Below are 18,295 nucleotides of genomic sequence, written 5' to 3'. Positions count from 1 at the left end.
CTGGGTGTTGAGGCAGGCGGTCCTGGGCGTCGAAGCAGGCGCGTCCTGGGCGGCTGCTAGGCGTTGAGGTACGCCAGGACGGCGAGGACGCGGCGGTGGCCGCCGCTGTCGGTCGGCGGCAGGCCGAGCTTCAGGAAGACGTTCCCGATGTGTTTGTGCACGGCCCGCTCGGTGACCACCATCGAGCGGGCGATCGTGCCGTTGTCGTGGCCCTGCGCCATCAGCTCCAGGACCTCGCGCTCGCGGGGCGTGAGGGAGTCCAGCGGGTCGTCGCGGCGGCGGGCCATCAGTTCGGTGACGACCTCCGGGTCCAGGGCCGTACCGCCGGACGCGACCCGCTCCAGGGCGTCCAGGAACTCGTCGACCCGGCCGACCCGGTCCTTCAGGAGGTAGCCGACGCCCCGGGCGCCGCCGCCCAGGAGCTCGGCCGCGTACGTCTCCTCCACGTACTGCGAGAGCACGAGCACCGGCAGCTCCGGGAGCCGCTCGCGGGCCGCGAGCGCCGCCCGCAGCCCCTCGTCGCGGAAGTCCGGCGGCAACCGCACGTCGAGGACGGCCACGTCCGGCCGGTGCTCCAGGAGCAGCGGCAGGATCTCGGGGCCGGTGGCCGCGACCCCGGCGACCTCGTGGCCGGACGAGGTCAGCAGCAGCACCAGGCCCTCCCTGAGGAGGGCGTTGTCCTCGGCGATCACCACACGCACGGAAGCTCCACTTCGATCACGGTCGGGCCCCCGACGGGGCTGGTCAACCGTACGGTGCCGTCGAGCGCGGCGACGCGGCGCCGCATGCCCGTCAGGCCGGAGCCGCCGCTCTCGCCCGCCTCGGCCCCGCCGCGGCCCTCGTCCCGCACGCGCACGCGGAGGGCGGCCGGTTCACGGCTCAGGGAGACGGAGGCGCGGTCGGCGCCGCTGTGCTTGGCGGCGTTGGTGAGCGCCTCGGCGACCACGAAGTACGCGGCGGCCTCGACGGCGGCCGGGGCGCGGGGACCGTCCTGCGCGTGGTCGCCGAGGCCGGTCACCGCCACCGCCGTCTCCAGGCCGCTGCTCGCCGCGAGGGCCCGTACGGCTCCGGTCAGGCCGCGGTCGGTGAGGATCGGCGGGTGGATGCCGCGCACCACGTGCCGCAGCTCGGCCAGCGCCTCCTCGGCCTGCGTCTGCGCGTCGTCGAGGAGCCGGCGCGCGGTCGCGGGATCGGACGCGTACGCCCGCCGGGCGAGCCCGATCCGCATGGACAACGCCACCAGGCGGGCCTGTGCGCCGTCGTGGAGGTCGCGCTCGATCCGGCGCAGCTCGGCGCCGTGCGCGGCGATCGCGCCCGCCCTGGTCGCCGTGAGCTGCTCGACACGGGCGGCGAGGGCGGCGTCCCGGACGGCCGACGGGGCCGGCGTGAGCAGCGCCCGCGACCAGTCCGCCGCCAGGCCGGCGAGCCGGCCGATCAGCGGCAGGGCCACCGGTCGCCGCCCCGCGAGCCCGGTCCACACGCCGTCGACCAGCAGCGCGGGCACCCAGACGATCAGCGAGAGGTACCAGAGCACCATGCCGTAGAGCAGTTGCGCGGCGGCCCAGACCAGGTCCTGCCGGGTGCCCGGGTCGGTGACCGCGGTCCGCACGCGCGCGGGGAGGGGGCCTTCGAGCGCCGGGTACGCCTCGGGGACGGGGGTGCCGGTCCACGCGGCCGTACGGCGCCGCTGCCACCCGGCGAGGCGGCGCAGCAGCAGCACGCTCTCCGGGAGCACGCCGGCGCCGATGACGGTGAGGGTGAGGACCGCGGTGAAGAGGACGACGCCCACCATCAGGTAGCAGAGGAGGGAGACCGCGGCCCCGATCGTGAGGTGAAGCCACGCCCGTGCCGCTTCCTTGATCGCCTCGCGCATGGAGCCAGGGTAGGCGGCGCCGCGCGGGGCGGCGGTGGAGCGGGCTACACCCTCGCTCCGGGAGCGGGCACCGCTGTGCGCGGAGGCGGCGGAGACCAGGATCGAAGGGAGCCGGGAACGGCCCGGCGACCGAACGGAACCGCGTTCCGTCACCACCCATCCCACCCACCCCACGGAGGCACCCATGCGCGCGATTCTCTGGCTGCTGCTCACCGCGAGCGTTCTGGCCAACGTCTTCATCAGCACCTTCGCCGGCTGGAGCGCCGGACTCCAGATCGCCGGAAGCGTCTCCACCGGGGCGGTCCTCCTCGGCTCCGCGGCCGGACTGTGGCTGACCCGGCCCCGCAGCGGGGCCTGAGGGGGTTGTCCACAGGGCGGCGGGGGCTGTCAGAGCGCTGCCCCACAATGGAGGACGTACCTGAGGAGGGCGCAGACATGGCCGTATGGGACGACCTGGTCGGGCAGAGCCGGGTCGAGGAGCAGCTCGCCGCCGCCGCGCGCGATGCCGACGCGCTCGTGACCGCGCACGCCGCGGGCGAGCCGGAGCCCGAGGCCTCCAAGATGACGCACGCGTGGCTGTTCACCGGCCCTCCCGGGTCCGGGCGGGCGACCGCGGCGCGTGCGTTCGCCGCCGCGCTGCAGTGCGTCAGTCCCGACCGGGCGCTCGGCGGTGCCCCGGGCTGCGGTTTCTGCGACGGCTGCCACACGACCCTCGTCGGGACGCACGCGGACGTCGAGATCGTCCGCACGGACCTGCTGTCCATCGGCGTGAAGGAGACCCGCGACCTCGTCCGGCGCGCCCAGCTCTCCCCGGCGGGCGGCCGCTGGCAGGTGATCGTCCTGGAGGACGCCGACCGGCTCACCGAGGGCGCGGGGAACGTGCTCCTGAAGGCCGTCGAGGAGCCCGCGCCGCGCACGGTCTGGCTGCTCTGCGCGCCCTCCCTGGAGGACGTGCTGCCCACGATCCGCTCCCGCTGCCGGCACCTGACCCTGCGCACCCCGCCGGTGGAGGCCGTCGCCGACGTGCTCGTGCGGCGCGACGGCATCGAGCCGGAGCTCGCGCAGGCCGCCGCCCGCGCCACCCAGGGCCACATCGACCGGGCCCGGCGGCTCGCCACCGACGAGCGGGCCCGCGCGCGCCGGTCCGTCGTCCTGAAGCTGCCGCTGCGGGTCGACGACATCGGCGGCTGCCTCAAGGCCGCGCAGGAACTGGTCGACGCGGCCGCGGAGGACGCCAAGCAGGTCGCGGAGGAGATCGACGTCAAGGAGACCGAGGAGCTGAAGGCGGCCCTCGGCGCGGCGCAGGGCGGGCGGATGCCGCGCGGCACCGCCGGGGCGATGAAGGAGCTGGAGGAGCGGCAGAAGCGGCGCAGGACGCGGACGCAGCGCGACAGCCTGGACCTCGCGCTCACCGACCTGACCGGCTTCTACCGTGACGTGCTCGCCCTCCAGCTCCGCTCCCGCGCGGCCCTGGCGAACACGGACGTGCGGGACGCGATCGAGCGGATCGCCCACGACACCACCCCGGAGCGGACCCTCCGCCGCATCGAGGCGGTCCTCGCCTGCCGGAAGGCCCTCGACCGGAACGTGGCGCCGCTGCTCGCCGTGGAGGCGATGACGATGGCCCTGAGAGGCTAGATCCCTTGCGCCCCCGGGCGATTGGACACGGTCCGTACCGGTACGGATACGCTCCTGGGATGGATTCCAGGCGCTTGCTCCGTACGTCCGCCACGGCCCTCGCGGCCGCCGGTCTGATCCTCTCCGGCTGCTCGGGCGGAAGCGACGCCGCCGCCTCCAGGTCGTCCGCGCCGGCGTCCTCCCCCGCGTCCCAGGCGCCGAAGCTGAAGAAGTACTACGAGCAGAAGCTGAAGTGGCGCGACTGCGGCGTAGAGGGCTTCCAGTGCGCCACCCTGCGCGCCCCGCTCGACTACGCGAAGCCGGACGGGGAGGAGGCCCGGCTCGCGGTGTCCCGCGTCCGGGCCACCGGCCCCGGGAAGCGGCTCGGCTCGCTCCTGGTCAACCCGGGCGGCCCCGGCGGCTCCGCCGTCGGCTACCTCCAGGGGTACGCGGGCATCGGCTACCCGGCGCCCGTCCGCGCCCGCTACGACATGGTGGCCGTCGACCCCCGCGGAGTGGCCCGCAGCGAGCCCGTGGAGTGCCTGACGGGCCCGCAGATGGACACGTACACGCAGGTCGACCAGACCCCCGACGACACGGCGGAGGCCAACGCGCTGAGCGCGGCCTTCAAGGACTTCGCGGCGGGCTGCGAGAAGAAGTCGGGCAAGGTCATGCCCCACGTCTCCACGGTCGAGACGGCCCGGGACATGGACGTCCTGCGGGCGGTGCTCGGCGACGAGAAGCTCACCTACGTGGGGGCGTCGTACGGCACGTTCCTCGGCGCCACCTACGCCGAGCTGTTCCCGGACCGGGTCGGCCGGCTCGTCCTCGACGGGGCCATGGACCCCTCGCTCTCCGCACTCGACCTGAACCGGGACCAGACCGGCGGCTTCGAGACCTCCTTCCGCGCCTTCGCCGCGGACTGCATCGGCAAGTCGGACTGCCCCCTGGGCACCAAGTCCGTCGACGCGGCCGGGGAGGCGATGAAGAGGTTCTTCCGCGACGTCGACGCCAAGCCCCTGCCGACGGGCGAGAGCCGCCTGCTCGGCGAGTCCCTCGCCACCACCGGCGTGATCGCCGCGATGTACGACGAGGGCGCCTGGCCGCAGCTGCGCGAGGCCCTCTCCCAGGCGAGGGGCGGCGACGGCTCCGGGCTCCTGGCCCTGGCCGACAGCTACTACGAGCGCGAGGCGGACGGCACGTACGCCAACCTCATGTTCGCCAACGCCGCCGTGAACTGCCTGGACCTGCCGCCGGCCTACACCGGCCCCGCGGACGTCGAGAAGGCCGTCCCGTCCTTCGAGAAGGCCTCCCCGGTCTTCGGGAAGGGCCTCGCCTGGGCCGCCCTCAACTGCACCTACTGGCCCACCCCGCCCACCGGCCGCCCGCACCGCATCACCGCCGAGGGCGCCGCCCCGATCCTCGTCGTCGGCACCACCCGCGACCCGGCCACCCCGTACCACTGGGCCCGGTCCCTGGCCGACCAGCTCTCCTCCGGCACCCTGCTGACCTACGTGGGCGACGGCCACACCGCGTACGGCCGGGGCAGCGACTGCATCGACACGGCGATCAACACCTACCTCCTGGAAGGCACCCCTCCGGCTGAGGGAAAGCGCTGCTCGTAGGCATGATCCGGGGGTGGTCGGAGCACCCCGAGAAACTGTGTAGACTTGGCGACGCTGCTGCACCACGATGTGTCTGCGCAGCGCGCCGCCTTAGCTCAGTTGGCCAGAGCAACGCACTCGTAATGCGTAGGTCTCGGGTTCGAATCCCGAAGGCGGCTCAGAAGAAGGCCAGGTCAGATGATTTCTGACCTGGCCTTTTCTGTTGCCCTGTCCGGTCACCAGTTGGGGTCGAGGAGCAGCGGGGCGTCTTCGGCCGCCATCCAGGCGTCGAACTCCTCCGGTGTCAGGAAGACGGGGCGGCCCGCCTCCGTGGACGTCAGGGTCGCCAGGGCGGACAGTGCGGTCGTCGGGTCGGTGCCCGCGAGCCGGTTCCGTACGGACTCCAGGCCGGGCAGGACGACGGACGACGCGCGGGTCGTCGGGCCCAGGGCCGCCGCCGCCGAGGCGAGGAGGCCCGAGGTCAGGGAGGCCGTGAGGAGCTCGCGCTCCAGGAGGTGCGCGCCCGGTTCGTCGGTGCCCCGGATCGCCACCAGGGACGCCTGGAGGCCCTGGGTGATCAGGGCGCCCGCCGCCTGGCCCACCAGGCCGCCCACCAGCGCCCCGACCACCGGCACCGGGATCACCGTCTGGGCCACCGCCCCGCAGGCCCAGCCCAGGCCGGTCCGCAGGGTGGCCTCCGCGCTGCGGGCCGCGAACTCGCCCGCGTCGATCTGCCCGCGCGCCAGGGCCACACCGGCCTCCGCCACCGCGTACGCGGCGCCGGCCGTCGCGAACGACAGGTCCCCGCCGCCCAGCACCGCGGGCAGACGCCCTGCCCGCGAGGCCGTACGGATCACCGAGCCGAGACCCGCGACGGCCCCCGACCGCGCCGCGGCCTGCGCCGCCGAAGCGGCCGCCGTGAGGGCCGCCGCCGCGGCCGAGGTCTCGCCCGCCCGCACCCGGGCCAGCTGCCCGGCGGCGGACACGGCCCCGGTGACGAGCCCGCCGACCGCCGCCGCCGTCCCCGCCGCGGCCACCGCCTCCCGGCCGGCCGTCCGTACCGCCTCACCGCGCGCCCAGCGCATCGGGTCGCGGGCCGAGCGGTGCGCGTCGGCCAGGTCGACCGGGTCGGAGGCGACGTCCCCGTACGTCAGCCGGTCCGTCAGATGCGCGTGGGCGTCGGCGTAGTCGGTGAACCCCACCCCCTCGGGGGACATGGTGAGCCGGCGCCCGAGGAGGCCGTCCACGGCGGCGACCCGGTCGCCCGCCACCAGCCGCGTCATCCCCTCGTAGTCCGGCCGCGCCATCTGGTGCGCGGTCGTGGAGACGCGATCCACCAGCTTGGCCTGCGCCTGGCCCACGAGGCGGCCCCGGTCGACGAGGTGCAGATCGGCCGCGGCCGTCTGCGAGCCGCCTTGGGCCCACTCCGTGACCACGGCCCGGACCGACGCGCCGGCCCGGATCGCGTTCTGGTTGAAGGAGAGCGCGTGCCGGACCTCGAAGAGGTGTCCGGCGCGCTGGGCGTTGCCGATGTCGACGTACCGGCGTGCCAGTCGCTCCACCGTCTCCCGGGTGCGCAGCGTCTCCACCGTGGCCTCGGCAAGGCGGCGGGTGGCGGCGTCCGCGACCGTCCAGGCGGCCTGGTCGGCGGCGCCGGGCAGGAACGTACGGCTCATGCGGCGGAGGCCAGTTCGGCGAGGCGGGCGCGGGCGTCCGCGACGACGCGGCCGGACAGCTCGCTGACCCGGCCGTCCTCTCCGGCCGGCGGGGCTCCCATCACCGTGACCGTCGTGCAGGCGAGGTCGAAGATCTCCTTGACCCGGGCGCGCTGCCGCGTGTCGTACGTGCCGTAGTCGTCGTGGTCGGCGACCAGTTCGACGAAGGCCGGGAGCCGTTCCTCCATGGCCGCGCAGAGGTCCTTGAGCACGAGGCGGATCTCGCGGCTGCGCCGGAACACCTCGGACAGGGTCCCGCGGGCCGCGGTCAGTTCGGCCTCCGCCTCGTCCAGCTCCTCGGCGAGCTTCTTCTGGTCCTCGCGGGCCGAGCGGCCCCGCCATTCGAGGAGGGCGCCGGTCGCGAGGAGCGCGGGGAGGGCGACCGCCGCGGCCAGGACCGCCGTGCCCGCGGCCATTCCTCCGCCGCCCGCCGCGAGCGAACCGCCGCCCAGCCAGGCCAGGGTGGCGCTGCTCGCGGCGGCCCCGGAGAGACCCGAGATGGCCGTGCCGGTGGACGCGGTGGCGAAGGCGCCGACGGCCATGTAGGTGGCCGCGCCGACGCCCGCTCCGGTGGCTCCGCCCCCGACGATCGACCCGATCGCGGACACCGCGAGCTGCTGGACCTCCCGCAGCTCGACGTCGGCCGTGGCGTGCCCGGCCGGTTCCACCGGGGCCAGTTCGGCGAGGTCCACCCGCTTGAGCCGCTCGAACGCGTCCCGGAAGGGGACGAGGGCCCGGTCGTACGTGGCCTGCCGCCGCTCCTCCTGCGCCGCGCCCTCCTGGGCGACGTGCCGGTCGAGCTTCCTGCGGCGGGCCGCCAGCTTCTCGTGGCGCTGCTGGTTCTTCCGCGCGAGCATGACGGCCTGGTACATGGCGACGGCCATGCGGCATCCCCTCCCCTGGACAGTCGAACTGACCAGGCGTCAAGTTACCGCCGATCGCGCGCCCGTCCGCCACTTCCGGTCGTTCAGGCCCGTCCGCCACTTCCGGTCGTCCAGGCCCGCCCGCTACTTCCGGTCGTCCAGGCCCGGCTGGTCGAAGGTGTCCGGGACGGGGAGGCCCGACCAGTGGGGGACCGGCCAGGCGACGACGACGGCGCGGCCCACGACGTCCGTCACGGGCACCATGCCGCCGCGGGGGTCGTTCTGGTGGTAGCGGGAGTCCTGCGAGCTCTGCCGGTGGTCGCCCATCACCCAGAGGCGGCCGGCGGGCACCGTGACCTTGAACTGGCCTTCCGGGTCCGTGCTGCAGGCCGTGTTGCCCTGGAAGACGTACGGCTCCGTCAGCGCCTTGCCGTTGACCTTCAGGGGGCCCGTGCCCTTGCACTCGACCGTGTCGCCCGCCACGCCGATCACCCGCTTGATGAGGTGCTGTTCCCCCGCGGCCGGCATCAGGCCCACGAAGCCCAGGGCCTTCTGGACCGTCGTGGGCTGCTTCGCCGGCCGTCCCGCGAGCCAGTCGCCGGGGTCGCGGAAGACCACGACCTCGCCCCGGTCGGGCTCCCCGCCGAACCACGGGGTGAGCTTGTCGACGAGGACCCGGTCGTCGACCTGGAGGGTGTTCTGCATCGAGCCCGAGGGGATCAGGAACGCCTGCAGCAGGAACGTCTTGATCAGGAAGGCGAGGACGAGCGCGATCACGGCGAGGAACGGCAGCTCGATCCAGAAGGGGCGCTTCCGTTTCGGGGCGCGGCCGGAGGCCGGGGCGGCCTCGTCCGGAGCGCCGCCCTCCGCACCCTCCCCGTCGGATCGCTCCTGGGTCGCCAAGTCGCTCATGTCCACCCTGACTTCGTCGCGTCTGTGCTGTCTGCACGGACCTTATGCCTCGGTGGTGTACGGGCGGTGTCAGCGAGCCGCTCTTCACCACGTACGGGTGACCCGGCGGCCCCCGTCAGGGGCTCGGCTGTTCGCGGTCCTGCTGGGCGAGCAGGTAGCCCGCCTGGAAGCGGCTCTCCGCACCGAGCGCGGCCATCACGTCGGCGACGTGGCGGCGGCAGCTGCGGACCGACAGGCCCAGGCGTCGGGCGATCGCCGCGTCCGTCAAGCCCTCGGTGAGCAGCCGGACGATGGTCTGCTTCAGCTCGTCGGAGATGTCCATGATGGTCTGCCGGTCCCACTCCGTCTCGAACGGCAGGGCCTCCAGCCACAGTCGTTCGTACGCGCCCACCATGAACGCGACCACGTGCGGCTCGCGGATCAGGACCGCCGCGTGCGGATCGTCCGGGACCGGGATGACCGCCGTCGTACGGTCGAAGACCAGCATCCGCGGGAACTCGTCGTCCAGGGTGCGGACCTGCGCGCCCAGCCGCCCCACCCGCTCCACATAGGCGCAGGTGCCCGAGGAGAAGCGGGCCGTGTGCTGGTAGAGGACGCGCATCCGGACGCCGCGGCGCAGGAGTTCCTCGTCGCGGGCCACCGCCTCCTCCAGGACCTCGGCGCGCCGGCCGCCGCCCGGCTGCGCCGTCATGACCTCGCGCTCGCAGGTCCGGCCCAGTTCGGTGATGGCCTCCCGCACCGCGCGCAGATCGGTGAGCAGCTCCACGTACTCCGCCTGCCGCAGGTGTGTGAGGCGCAGCAGGTGCGACTCGTACAGCGGCATGAAGGCCATCAGTTGTTCGCGGGTGCGTTCCATGTGCTGGCGCCGGGCCCGCATCTCGCGCTCCAGCGGTCCCAGGGTGCGCTGGACGGCCTCGTCCGGTGCCACCGGGAGCACGGCCCGCTCCGGCGTGCGGCGCAGCAGGCCCATGTCGAGGAGGGCCGAGACGGCCGACTCCACCCGGGCGAGCGGCAGGTCCAGTTCGTCCGCGAGGTCGGCCGGGTGCGCCGGCTCGCGGGCCGGGTCCCGGGCCAGGAGGGAGGTGTAGACCCGGGTCAGGGGGTCGTCGGGGTCCTCGGAGGGCGGCGGGGGCGCGGGCGGTCCCACCGCGCCGATCGCCGCCAGGGCGGTGACCTCCGGGTCCGGGGAAGGGCCCGGCCGTGCCTCTTCCGGCGTCCCCGCGGCACCATCCGCCCGCCCGATGTCTGCTATCGCCATCTTTTCCCCCGTTTGTGACAGCGTCCTCTTGCTGCCATGCAGCCTAATGAGCCATGCACTCCGCCCCATAGTCATGCCGTGGTGGATACGTTCGTACCACCGCCCACGAGGTCAAAGCGCATCAAGCTCGCACAGCCCGCGAAGCTCGCGAACCAGCACGGAAACCCACGAATCAAGCGGAAAGAGAGCACACGACATGAAGCGGCGGATCCGCACCACCCTCCTCACCACCCTCGTCGTCGGCCTCGCGGGCCTGGCCACCGTCACCACCGACGCCGTCGCCGGCGGCACCCGCACCGACGACACCGGCTGGGGCGCTGCCGCCCTCACCGGCGCCTACGACACCGGCTGGGGCGCCCCCGCGGCCGGCGCCGGCACGAACGACACCGGCTGGGGGTGATCCGGATGACCCTGCTCGACTGCACCCTGCGCACCGGCGGACGGCTCACCGGAGGAGCCGTACCCCCCGCGCTGGCCGCCGACTACCTCGCGGTCTGCGCGCGGCTCGGCATCGACGTCATCGAGCTGGGCAGCGTCCACGACCCCGCCGACCGCACCGCCCCGCGCGGCGCGCTGCTGCCGGTCCCACCCCCCGCGCGGTACGGCCCCCGCTTCTCCGTCCTCCTCGACACCGCCGCCCTGCCCGCCACGGACGCCGCCGCCACGGCCTCCGCCGGGCGGATCGCCGACACCCTGGCCACCGGCCCCGTGCCCGTCGGCCTCGTCCGCCTCGCCGTCCGCTACGACCGGGTGGCCCGCGCCGCCGCCCCGCTGCACCGCCTGCGGGAAGCCGGCCTCGGCGTCTGCCTCTTCCTCACCGACATCGACCTCGCCTCCTACCCGGAGCTCGACCGCTGCCTCGGCGAGAGCGCGGCCCTCGGCCCGCTCGACGCCGTCTTCCTGGTCGACTCCCTCGGCTCGCTCCGCCCCGAGCGCGTCATCGAACTCGTCCAGTCCACCCGCGCCGCCGTGTCCGCCCCCGTCGGCATCCACGCCCACGACAACCAGGGCTTCGCCCTGCACAACACCGTCGTGGCCCGGAGCGCCGGCGCCACCTGGCAGGACGCCGCCGTGCACGGGATCGGCCCGGGCGCAGGACTGACCCGTACCGAGCAGCTCCTCGCCCTCCTCGGCGCGACCCCCGCCGACCTCGCGCCCCTCCTCGCGCTCATCGCCACCCACGTCGCGCCGCTCAAGCAGCGGTACGGGTGGGGGGCCGGCCCCCGCCAGGTCATGGCCGGCCTCGCCCGCATCCCGGTCGCGTCGGTGCAGGGCCTCGACTCGCCGTAGCCGGCTCGCCGCCCGCCCTTTCCGTGAGACCAGGCCGCCCCGCGCCTCATCCCTTCCGTGAGACCCGGCCGCCTCGCACCCCGATCCTTCCGGGAGACCCGGCCGCCCCTCGCATCGCCCTTTCCGGGAGACCCGACCACCCCGCGCCTCGCCCTTCCGTGAGACCAGGCCGCCCCGCGCCCCGCCCTTCTCAGGAGACCTCCATGCCCTTCACCTCGCCCATCCTGCCGCCCGGAGAACCGGCCCTCGCCCCCACTCCGTACCGCGACCTCCCCCCGAAGACCGGAGCCGCCCCCATGGCCGACCGCCGCCTCCGCATCGACCGCAGCGCCGCCACCGAGGAGTTCGGGCTCGCCTGCCAGCGGCTCATCCCCTGGCCCGGCGGGGACGCCGAGCCGCCCGTCGGCGCCATGGCCTGCTTCCTGAAGCCCGGCGGGGACTCCGACCCCGACTGCCACGACCAGGACGAGGTCATGCTCATCCTCTCCGGCACCGGGAGCGTGACCCTCGACGGCCGCCTGGAGCCGCCGTTCCGCACCGGCGACCTCGTCGTGCTGCCCCGGAACCAGGAGCACGTCGTCCACAACACCGGCGACACCGAGCTGAGCTGGGTCTCCCTCTACTGGCCGCTGCGCGAGCCCGCCGTCCGTACCGACAACGACAACGAGGAGGTCGCCGCGTGAGCGCCGACGTGTCCGCCCACTGGATCACCGCCACCCCGCCCACCCCCAACGGCGACCTCCACATCGGTCACCTCGCCGGGCCCTACCTCGCCGGCGACGTCCTGCGCCGCTTCCTCGCCGCCGAGGGCGCCGGCCCCGTCCGCTACACCACGGGCCTCGACGACCACCAGAGCTACGTGCCCGTCCGCGGTCTCAACGACGGCGGACGCAAGGGCGAGGAGGTCGCCGACGGCTACGGCGCCTCCATCGAGTCCGTGTGGCGGCAGGCCGGCGCCGACTTCGACGCCATCATCCGACCGCGCCGGGACGTCGGCTACCAGCCGGCCGTCCAGGAGTTCTTCCAGCGCCTGTACGACGCCGGGCACATCGTCGCCCGTACGCGCCCGCTGCCGTACTGCACGGGCTGCGAGCGCTGGCTGTACGAGGCCTACCTCAAGGGCGACTGCCCGCACTGCGGCTCCGGCTCCAACGGCAACGCCTGCGAGCCCTGCGGCCGCCCCAACGACTGCGCCGACCTCGCGAACCCCGTCTGCACCGGCTGCGGCGCCACCCCCGAACTCCGCGACTGCGAGCGGCTGTACTTCCCGCTCGCCCCCTGGGAGGAGCAGCTCGCCGCCTTCTGGGACGAGGTCGACATGCCGCCGCACCTGCGCTCCCTCTGCGAGCGGATGCGGGCCGGCGGGCTCCCCGAGATCGCCGTCAGCCACCCCTCCGAGTGGGGCGTGCCGGTGCCCGTCGAGGGCTTCACCGAGCAGCGGATCTACGTCTGGTTCGAGATGGCCCCCGGCTACCTCCTGGAGTGGACCGGCGCCGGCGAGACCGGACCCGCGCCCGCGCCCGTCCAGTTCTTCGGCTTCGACAACGGCTACTTCCACGCCCTGCTGTTCCCCGCCGCCTTCCGGGCGTACGACCCGGAGATCGCGCTGCCGAAGGCCTTCGTCGTCAACGAGTTCTACCGGCTCGAAGGCCTCAAGTTCTCCACCAGCAGGCGGCACGCCATCTGGGCGCACGAGGAGCTCGCCCGGACGAGCGCGGACGTCCTGCGCTACCACGTCCTGTCCGACCGGCCCAACGGCCGCCAGACCAGCTTCGGTTCGGCCGCCCTCGAACTCAGCCGCACGCGGCTCGCCGAGCGCTGGGACGGCTGGCTCGGCCGACTGCTCACGGCCGTCGCCGAGTCCGGTGGTGCCGCTTCCTCCGAGGTGCCGCAGGGCCCCGCGTGGGAGCGGCTGCGCGCCCGGCTCGTCGAGACCGTCGGGCAGCTGCGGGACGCGTACGGCATCGAGGGGTACGACGCGCGGCGCGCGATCGCGCTGCTCGACGAAGTGGTGTGCCTCGCCGAGGACTTCGGTCACGTGAACGGCTTCGAGGCCGAGCGTCCGGACGGCGCCTCCGCGTACCGCTCCGCGCTCTCCGCCCAGCTCGCCGTCGCCGCCGCCCTGTCCGCCTGGGCCGCGCCCGCCCTCCCGTACGGCTCCGCCCGGCTCGCCGCCCTCCTCGGCCTCGCGCCCCAGCCGCGCCGCGTGGACGCGGAGGCCCTCGCGCCGCTCGCCCCGGGGACGCCGGTGGCGGCCTGGCCGGGGGCGGTCTTCAGTGCCTGAGGTGGCTGAGGTCCTGCCGCGCGGTGCCGTCGTCGGGCCCTTCTCCGGGCCCCGGGCCGTCTGGGGCGAGCACCTGGAGCGGGCGGCCGAGCGGTACGGCACCGCCGTGAACTGGGAGCTGTACGACGACCGCGGCGAGGCCGAGACGGCCCGGCAGATCGCCGAGGCGGTCGTCGCCGAGGGCCGGCACGCCCTGGTCGTCGGCCACTTCAACAGCGCCGGCGCGGCCGCCGCCCTCCCCGTCTACCGGGCGGCCGGACTCCCCGTCCTCCTCCCACTGGCCACCACGCCCGGCCTCCTCGCCGACAGCGCCGGCACCCTCCTGCGCTGGTGCCCGGACGACCGGGCCCAGGCCGTCGACCTGCTCGCCGCCGTACGGGACGCGGGGCACACCCGGGTCGCCGTCACGCACGACGGCAGCGCGTACGGGGAGCGGCTCGCCCAGCTCGTACGGGACGCCTCGCGGCTCGCGAGGCCCGCCGTCCCGTCGGGGGCCGTGGTCTCCGACGGGAGCGGGCCCGCGACGGGCGCCGTGCCGGTGCCGGCGGCCCTGGCCGAGCCCTCCCTCGACGTCGTGGACGCGCCCTCGGGGCGGGACGTCACCGCGCTCGTCGTCTGCGGCACCCATGTCGGGGCCGCGCGGGTGGGGCGGGAGTGGCGGGCGGCCGGGTTCACGGGTGCGTTCTGGTTCACCGACGACTGCGCGGTGGACGAGTTCGCCGAGCTGCTCGGGGCGCCTTCCGGTGCCGCTTCCGTGGCCCGGATGCGCGGCGGGCCCGAGGCCCATGTGGACGCGGCCTTCGCCGCCGCCACGGCGGCGCTCGCCGAGGACCCGGGCCGCACCGGGCGCACCCTGCTCGCCGCCGTACGGGCCCACGCGGACCGGGGGTTCACGGCGAGCGGGGAACCGGAGGCGGGGAGCGTGGGATGGGACTTCGTGCCGGTACCGGTGCCGGCAGCGGCTGAGGCGCCGAACCGCGCCCGTGCCGGCGGGCGGCACGGGCGGGCGTACGACGTCATCGTCGTCGGCGCCGGGGTCGTCGGCTCCGCCACCGCCTCCGCCCTCGCCCGGCACGGCGCCCGGGTCGCGCTCGTCGCGCCCATGGACGGCCGCCAGGACCACGCCACCGCCTGGTCCGGCGGGCTCGTCCGCTCCTTCGAGGCCGACCCGTACCTGCGCGGGCTCGCCCTCCGCAGCCACCGGCTCGCCTGGGGGCCCGCCGCGCTCGCGCCGGGACCGTACGGCTTCATGACCACCGGGTCGCTCGTCCTCTGCGGCGACGCCGACCTGGAACAGGCCGAGAAGGGCGTCGCCGAGCTCAACGGGGCGGGTGTGCCCGCGGAGTTGCTGGACCCGGGCGTGCTCGGGGCCCGCTTCCCCGGGCTCTCCGTCGACGGCGTCACCGCCGCCGTGTGGGAACCCGAGGCCGGGTACGCCGACCCGCCCCGCACCGCGCGCGTCTACCGCGACCGCGCCCTCGCCCACGGCGCCCGGCTGCTGCCCGCCCGCGTACGCGAACTCGACGCCCCGCCCGGGGCCGACCGGGTCCGCGTCCTCCTCGAACCCGGCGGACCCGTCGAGGCCCGCGCCGTCGTCCTCGCGGCCGGCGGAGGCACCGGGGAGATCGCCGGACACCGGCTGAGCGGCGCGGACGCCGGACGCACCAAGAGCATCCGGTACGGCTTCTTCCACCACCCCGCCGCCGCCGGCCTGCCGACCGTCGTCGACATGGTCAGCGGCGTCTGGGGCCGGCCCCAGCTGTACGGCGAGGCGGCGGGCGGCTACATGGCCGGGCGGCCCGTCGACGAATGGGACGTCCCCCCGGGCGGGCTCGCCACGCTCACCGACGAGCACGTGGCGTACATCCGCACCGGCGCGGCCGCGCGGTGGCCCTGGCTCGCCGACCCCGCCACCCGCTTCCTCGGCGGCCGCCAGGGCGTCGACCTCTACACCCCGCACTCCCGCCCCCACCTCGGCCGCGAACACCCCGACAGCCGGATCGTCCTCGCGACGGGATGGTCGGGGGCGGGCTTCAAAACGGCCCCGGCGGCAGGGGAGCTGGCGGCGGCGGAGGCGCTGGATGTCCTGGGGGACGGGTGAGGCGCGCGCCCACGGTGCCGGGCCCGCCCCGGCGGAACGCATGACCACAACGATCGGGCGCAGGCCCGCGCCCGGCGGAACGCATGCCCACGACTCTCCGGAGGTGACACCATGACCGATCTGCTGCAGCGGCCCGACGCCGCCCCGGCCCCCACCCCCCTCGGCGTCCGCGCGCTCGTCGTGTTCTACGTCAGCAGTCTCGTCGGGACCGGCATCCTTCTGGTGCCGGGGCTGACCGAGCGGCAGGCCGGGCCCGCCGCGCTGCTCGCGTGGCTGGCGCTGGCCCTGAGCTCGTACCCCTTCGCCCGTTTCTTCGCGGAGATGTCGGCCTGGCGTCCCGACGCCTCCGGGCTCGCCGCGATGGTGGAGGCCGGGTTCGGCCGCCGCCCGGGCCGCGCTGCGGCGCTGCTGCTCGTCGCCACGTACGTCATCGGGAATCCGGTGATGGGCATCGTGTCCGCCCGCTGCCTGCTCGGGCTCCTCGGCCAGCCCGACGGGCCCGTGTACCCGCTCGCGATCGGCTTCATGGCGCTGTCGGCCGCGTTCACGCTGCTCGGCCTCACCGCCGGCGCCCGCGTGCAGACCGCCGCCCTGCTCGTGCTGCTCCTCGGCCTCGGCGGCGCCGTCGTGCTCGCGGTGCCGCGGTTCGACGCGGGGCAGTACACCCCGTTCCTCACGCACGGCTGGGGCGGCGTCGGCATCGCCGTCGTCACCGCCTTCTTCTCCTTCCTCGGCTGGGAGAACGTCTCCACCCTCGCCGAGCAGGTCGACGACCCGGCCCGCAGCTACCGGCGGGCGATCCGCTGGGCGGTGCCCATCGTCGGGCTGCTGTACGCGGCGGTGACGGCCGCCTACCTGGCCGTCCCCGGCGACGAGCCCGTCGTCATCACCGCCCTCCTCGGCGCCTCGCTCGGCGACGCCGGCGCGGTCGCCGGTGACCTGCTCGCCCTCGGGCTCGCGGTGGTCGCCACCAACGCCTGGGTCCTCGGCGCCACCCGCGTCGTCCGGGCCGCCGCCCGCGAGCGGATCCTGCCGCGCGCCCTGGCCGACCGCCCGGTGCGGGCGACCGTCGCCCTGGCCCTCGCCTACGCCGCCGTCCTCGGCACCCTGACCCTCACCGGCACCGGCGAGGAACTGGTGCTCGTCGTCACCAGCAGCGCCTTCCTGCTCCTGTACGTGGCCGCCGCCGCGGCCGCCCTGCGGGCCCGCGGCACCGGCCGCGCCCTGCGCGCCACCGCCGTCGTGACCCTGCTGATCGCGGCCGCCTTCCTCTCCTTCGCCGGTACGGGACTGCTGCTCGCCCTGCTCCTCGCCGCCGGATGCGGCGCCCTCGCCGGCCGCGCCCGTACTCGCTGAACCTCCCTCCACCGAAAGGCACTTCGCCATGAACGAGACCTCTGACGAGACCTCGAACGAGACCGTGAACGAGACCACCCCCGTCTACGACGTCGTCGGTGTCGGCTTCGGGCCCGCCAACCTCGCCCTCGCCATCGCGATCGAGGAGTACAACGAGCAGGCCGCGCCCGACGAGCGGCTCACGGCCGTGTTCCTGGAGAAGCAGCCGCGGTTCGGCTGGCACCGGGGGATGCTGATCCCGGACGCCACCATGCAGGTCTCGTTCCTCAAGGACCTGGCCACGATGCGCAATCCGCGCAGCCGCTTCGGGTTCGTGCCGTACCTCCACGACCGGGGCCGTCTCGTCGACTTCATCAACCACAAGGTGCTGTTCCCGACCCGCGAGGAGTTCCACGACTACCTCCAGTGGGCCGCCGACGGCGTGGACCACATGGTCCGTTACGGCCTCGAGGTCACCGCCATCCGGCCCGCGGGGACGTCCGGCCCCGTCGTCGAGGTCGACGTCGCCGCCGTCGGCGAGGCCGAGGCCGTCACGTACCGCGCGCGGAACCTCGTCATCGGCACCGGCCTCGTGCCCCGCCTCCCCGAGGGCGTCACCTCCTCCGAACGCCTCTGGCACAGCAGCGAGTTCCTGCACCGCCTCGCCGCGCTGCCCACCGCCGAGCCGCGCCGTTTCGTCGTCGCCGGGGCCGGGCAGAGCGCCGCCGAGATCGCCGACCACCTGCACCGCACGTACGAGGACGCCGAGGTCGTCGCCGTCCACACCCGGTACGGCTACAGCCCGGCCGACGACAGCCCGTACGCGAACCGGATCTTCGACCCGGAGGCCGTCGACCTGTACCACGCGGCCGAGCCGTCCGTCCGCCGCACGCTCATGGACTACCACCGCAACACCAACTACGGCGTCGTCGACATGGACCTCATCGAGGAGCTCTACCGCCGCTCGTACCAGGAGAAGGTCCGCGGCGAGCAGCGGCTGCGGATCCTCGGCGTCACCCGGCTCACCCAGGTCGAGGAGGGCCCCGACGGGGTCCGCGTCCAGGTGCGGAACCTCGCCACGGGCGAGACGGAGACGATGGACGCCGACGCCGTCGTCTACGCCACCGGCTACTCCGAGCCCGACCCGGGCCGGCTGCTCGGCGAGCTCGACGCCGCCTGCGCGCGCGACGAGGACGGCCGGCTGCGGGTGCGCCGCGACTACCAGGTGGAGACGGCGTCCGGGGTGGAGGCCGGGATCTACCTGATGGGCGGCACCGAGCACTCGCACGGCATCACGGCCAACCTGCTGTCGATGGCCGCCGTCCGCGCCGGCGAGATCTGCGACTCCCTGGCGGCGCGCCGCCGTTCCGACAGGCGGGCGCCGGTGGCGGTGTCGGGCTGATTCCCCGTACAACAACACCTACGACCACACTGCGAGGAGAG

Annotated in this window: 16 protein-coding genes and 1 tRNA gene; 11 read left to right on the top strand and 6 right to left on the bottom strand. The window is 74.9% G+C overall.

Features of this window, described 5'->3' with window-relative positions:
* Positions 1–56: 56 nt before the first annotated feature.
* Both GGE06_RS14565 and GGE06_RS14560 read right to left on the bottom strand, forming a co-directional pair.
* Positions 57–701: a LuxR C-terminal-related transcriptional regulator gene (locus tag GGE06_RS14565; RefSeq protein ID WP_116160271.1), complete on the bottom strand. Its 645-nt coding sequence runs from the start codon at positions 699–701 to the stop codon at positions 57–59.
* Positions 689–1,873, bottom strand: coding sequence for a sensor histidine kinase (locus tag GGE06_RS14560; RefSeq protein ID WP_184931033.1), 1,185 nt, complete (start codon positions 1,871–1,873; stop codon positions 689–691). The genes GGE06_RS14565 and GGE06_RS14560 overlap by 13 nt, the downstream gene beginning before the upstream one ends.
* Positions 1,874–2,057: 184 nt before the next feature.
* On the opposite strand from GGE06_RS14560, the gene GGE06_RS14555 reads away from it, so the two are divergent.
* The 4 genes from GGE06_RS14555 (at position 2,058) to GGE06_RS14540 (ending at position 5,273) form a co-directional block, all read left to right on the top strand.
* Entirely contained in the window at positions 2,058–2,231 is a 174-nt protein-coding gene (locus GGE06_RS14555; protein ID WP_181924598.1) for a hypothetical protein, read from the top strand.
* 77 nt (positions 2,232–2,308) lie between these two features.
* Positions 2,309–3,511 carry a DNA polymerase III subunit delta' gene (locus GGE06_RS14550; protein WP_184931032.1) on the top strand — a complete coding sequence of 401 codons (1,203 nt, stop codon included), beginning with the start codon at positions 2,309–2,311 and terminating at the stop codon, positions 3,509–3,511.
* A 59-nt stretch (positions 3,512–3,570) separates the two neighbouring features.
* A complete protein-coding gene (locus GGE06_RS14545) occupies positions 3,571–5,115 on the top strand; it encodes an alpha/beta hydrolase (RefSeq protein ID WP_184931031.1) in 1,545 nt (514 codons plus the stop codon).
* A gap of 84 nt (positions 5,116–5,199) precedes the next feature.
* Positions 5,200–5,273: transfer RNA gene (locus GGE06_RS14540), tRNA-Thr, on the top strand.
* Between the two features lie 57 nt (positions 5,274–5,330).
* On the opposite strand, the gene GGE06_RS14535 is transcribed toward GGE06_RS14540, so the two are convergent.
* The 4 genes from GGE06_RS14535 to GGE06_RS14520 form a co-directional block, all read right to left on the bottom strand.
* Complete coding sequence (locus GGE06_RS14535) at positions 5,331–6,770, bottom strand: hypothetical protein (RefSeq protein WP_184931030.1); 1,440 nt, start codon at positions 6,768–6,770, stop codon at positions 5,331–5,333.
* Positions 6,767–7,693: a hypothetical protein gene (locus GGE06_RS14530; protein ID WP_184931029.1), complete on the bottom strand. Its 927-nt coding sequence runs from the start codon at positions 7,691–7,693 to the stop codon at positions 6,767–6,769. Before GGE06_RS14530 ends, GGE06_RS14535 begins: the two co-directional genes overlap by 4 nt.
* 123 nt (positions 7,694–7,816) lie before the next feature.
* Complete coding sequence (lepB, locus tag GGE06_RS14525; RefSeq protein WP_116165454.1) at positions 7,817–8,584, bottom strand: signal peptidase I; 768 nt, start codon at positions 8,582–8,584, stop codon at positions 7,817–7,819.
* Positions 8,585–8,699: 115 nt separating this feature from the next.
* Positions 8,700–9,842 carry a helix-turn-helix transcriptional regulator gene (locus tag GGE06_RS14520; RefSeq protein ID WP_246532563.1) on the bottom strand — a complete coding sequence of 381 codons (1,143 nt, stop codon included), beginning with the start codon at positions 9,840–9,842 and terminating at the stop codon, positions 8,700–8,702.
* 196 nt (positions 9,843–10,038) lie between these two features.
* Between GGE06_RS14520 and GGE06_RS14515 the strand changes: the two genes are divergently transcribed.
* From GGE06_RS14515 to GGE06_RS14485, 7 genes are all read left to right on the top strand, one after another.
* The gene (locus tag GGE06_RS14515) at positions 10,039–10,242 is read left to right on the top strand and encodes a hypothetical protein (RefSeq protein ID WP_116160276.1); all 204 of its coding nucleotides are present in this window, start codon (positions 10,039–10,041) and stop codon (positions 10,240–10,242) included.
* 5 nt (positions 10,243–10,247) lie between these two features.
* Positions 10,248–11,132: a hydroxymethylglutaryl-CoA lyase-like TIM-barrel protein gene (locus GGE06_RS14510; RefSeq protein ID WP_147321087.1), complete on the top strand. Its 885-nt coding sequence runs from the start codon at positions 10,248–10,250 to the stop codon at positions 11,130–11,132.
* Positions 11,133–11,335: 203 nt separating this feature from the next.
* The gene (locus GGE06_RS14505) at positions 11,336–11,815 is read left to right on the top strand and encodes a cupin domain-containing protein (RefSeq protein ID WP_184931028.1); all 480 of its coding nucleotides are present in this window, start codon (positions 11,336–11,338) and stop codon (positions 11,813–11,815) included.
* Positions 11,812–13,416, top strand: coding sequence for a class I tRNA ligase family protein (locus GGE06_RS14500; protein WP_184931027.1), 1,605 nt, complete (start codon positions 11,812–11,814; stop codon positions 13,414–13,416). Before GGE06_RS14505 ends, GGE06_RS14500 begins: the two co-directional genes overlap by 4 nt.
* Before the next feature lies 1 nt (position 13,417).
* On the top strand, positions 13,418–15,517 hold the full coding sequence (locus tag GGE06_RS14495; protein WP_181924600.1) for an FAD-dependent oxidoreductase: 2,100 nt from the start codon (positions 13,418–13,420) through the stop codon (positions 15,515–15,517).
* A 111-nt stretch (positions 15,518–15,628) separates the two neighbouring features.
* Positions 15,629–16,873 carry an APC family permease gene (locus GGE06_RS14490; RefSeq protein WP_116160280.1) on the top strand — a complete coding sequence of 415 codons (1,245 nt, stop codon included), beginning with the start codon at positions 15,629–15,631 and terminating at the stop codon, positions 16,871–16,873.
* A 28-nt stretch (positions 16,874–16,901) separates the two neighbouring features.
* Positions 16,902–18,254, top strand: coding sequence for a lysine N(6)-hydroxylase/L-ornithine N(5)-oxygenase family protein (locus GGE06_RS14485; protein WP_116160281.1), 1,353 nt, complete (start codon positions 16,902–16,904; stop codon positions 18,252–18,254).
* The last annotated feature ends 41 nt before the right edge of the window (positions 18,255–18,295 follow it).

Origin of the sequence: Streptomyces nymphaeiformis, assembly GCF_014203895.1 — a bacterium.
Taxonomy (GTDB): domain Bacteria; phylum Actinomycetota; class Actinomycetes; order Streptomycetales; family Streptomycetaceae; genus Streptomyces; species Streptomyces nymphaeiformis.
The sequence above is the reverse complement of the archived record's forward strand: the minus strand, read 5'-3'. Positions and strand labels throughout refer to the sequence as shown.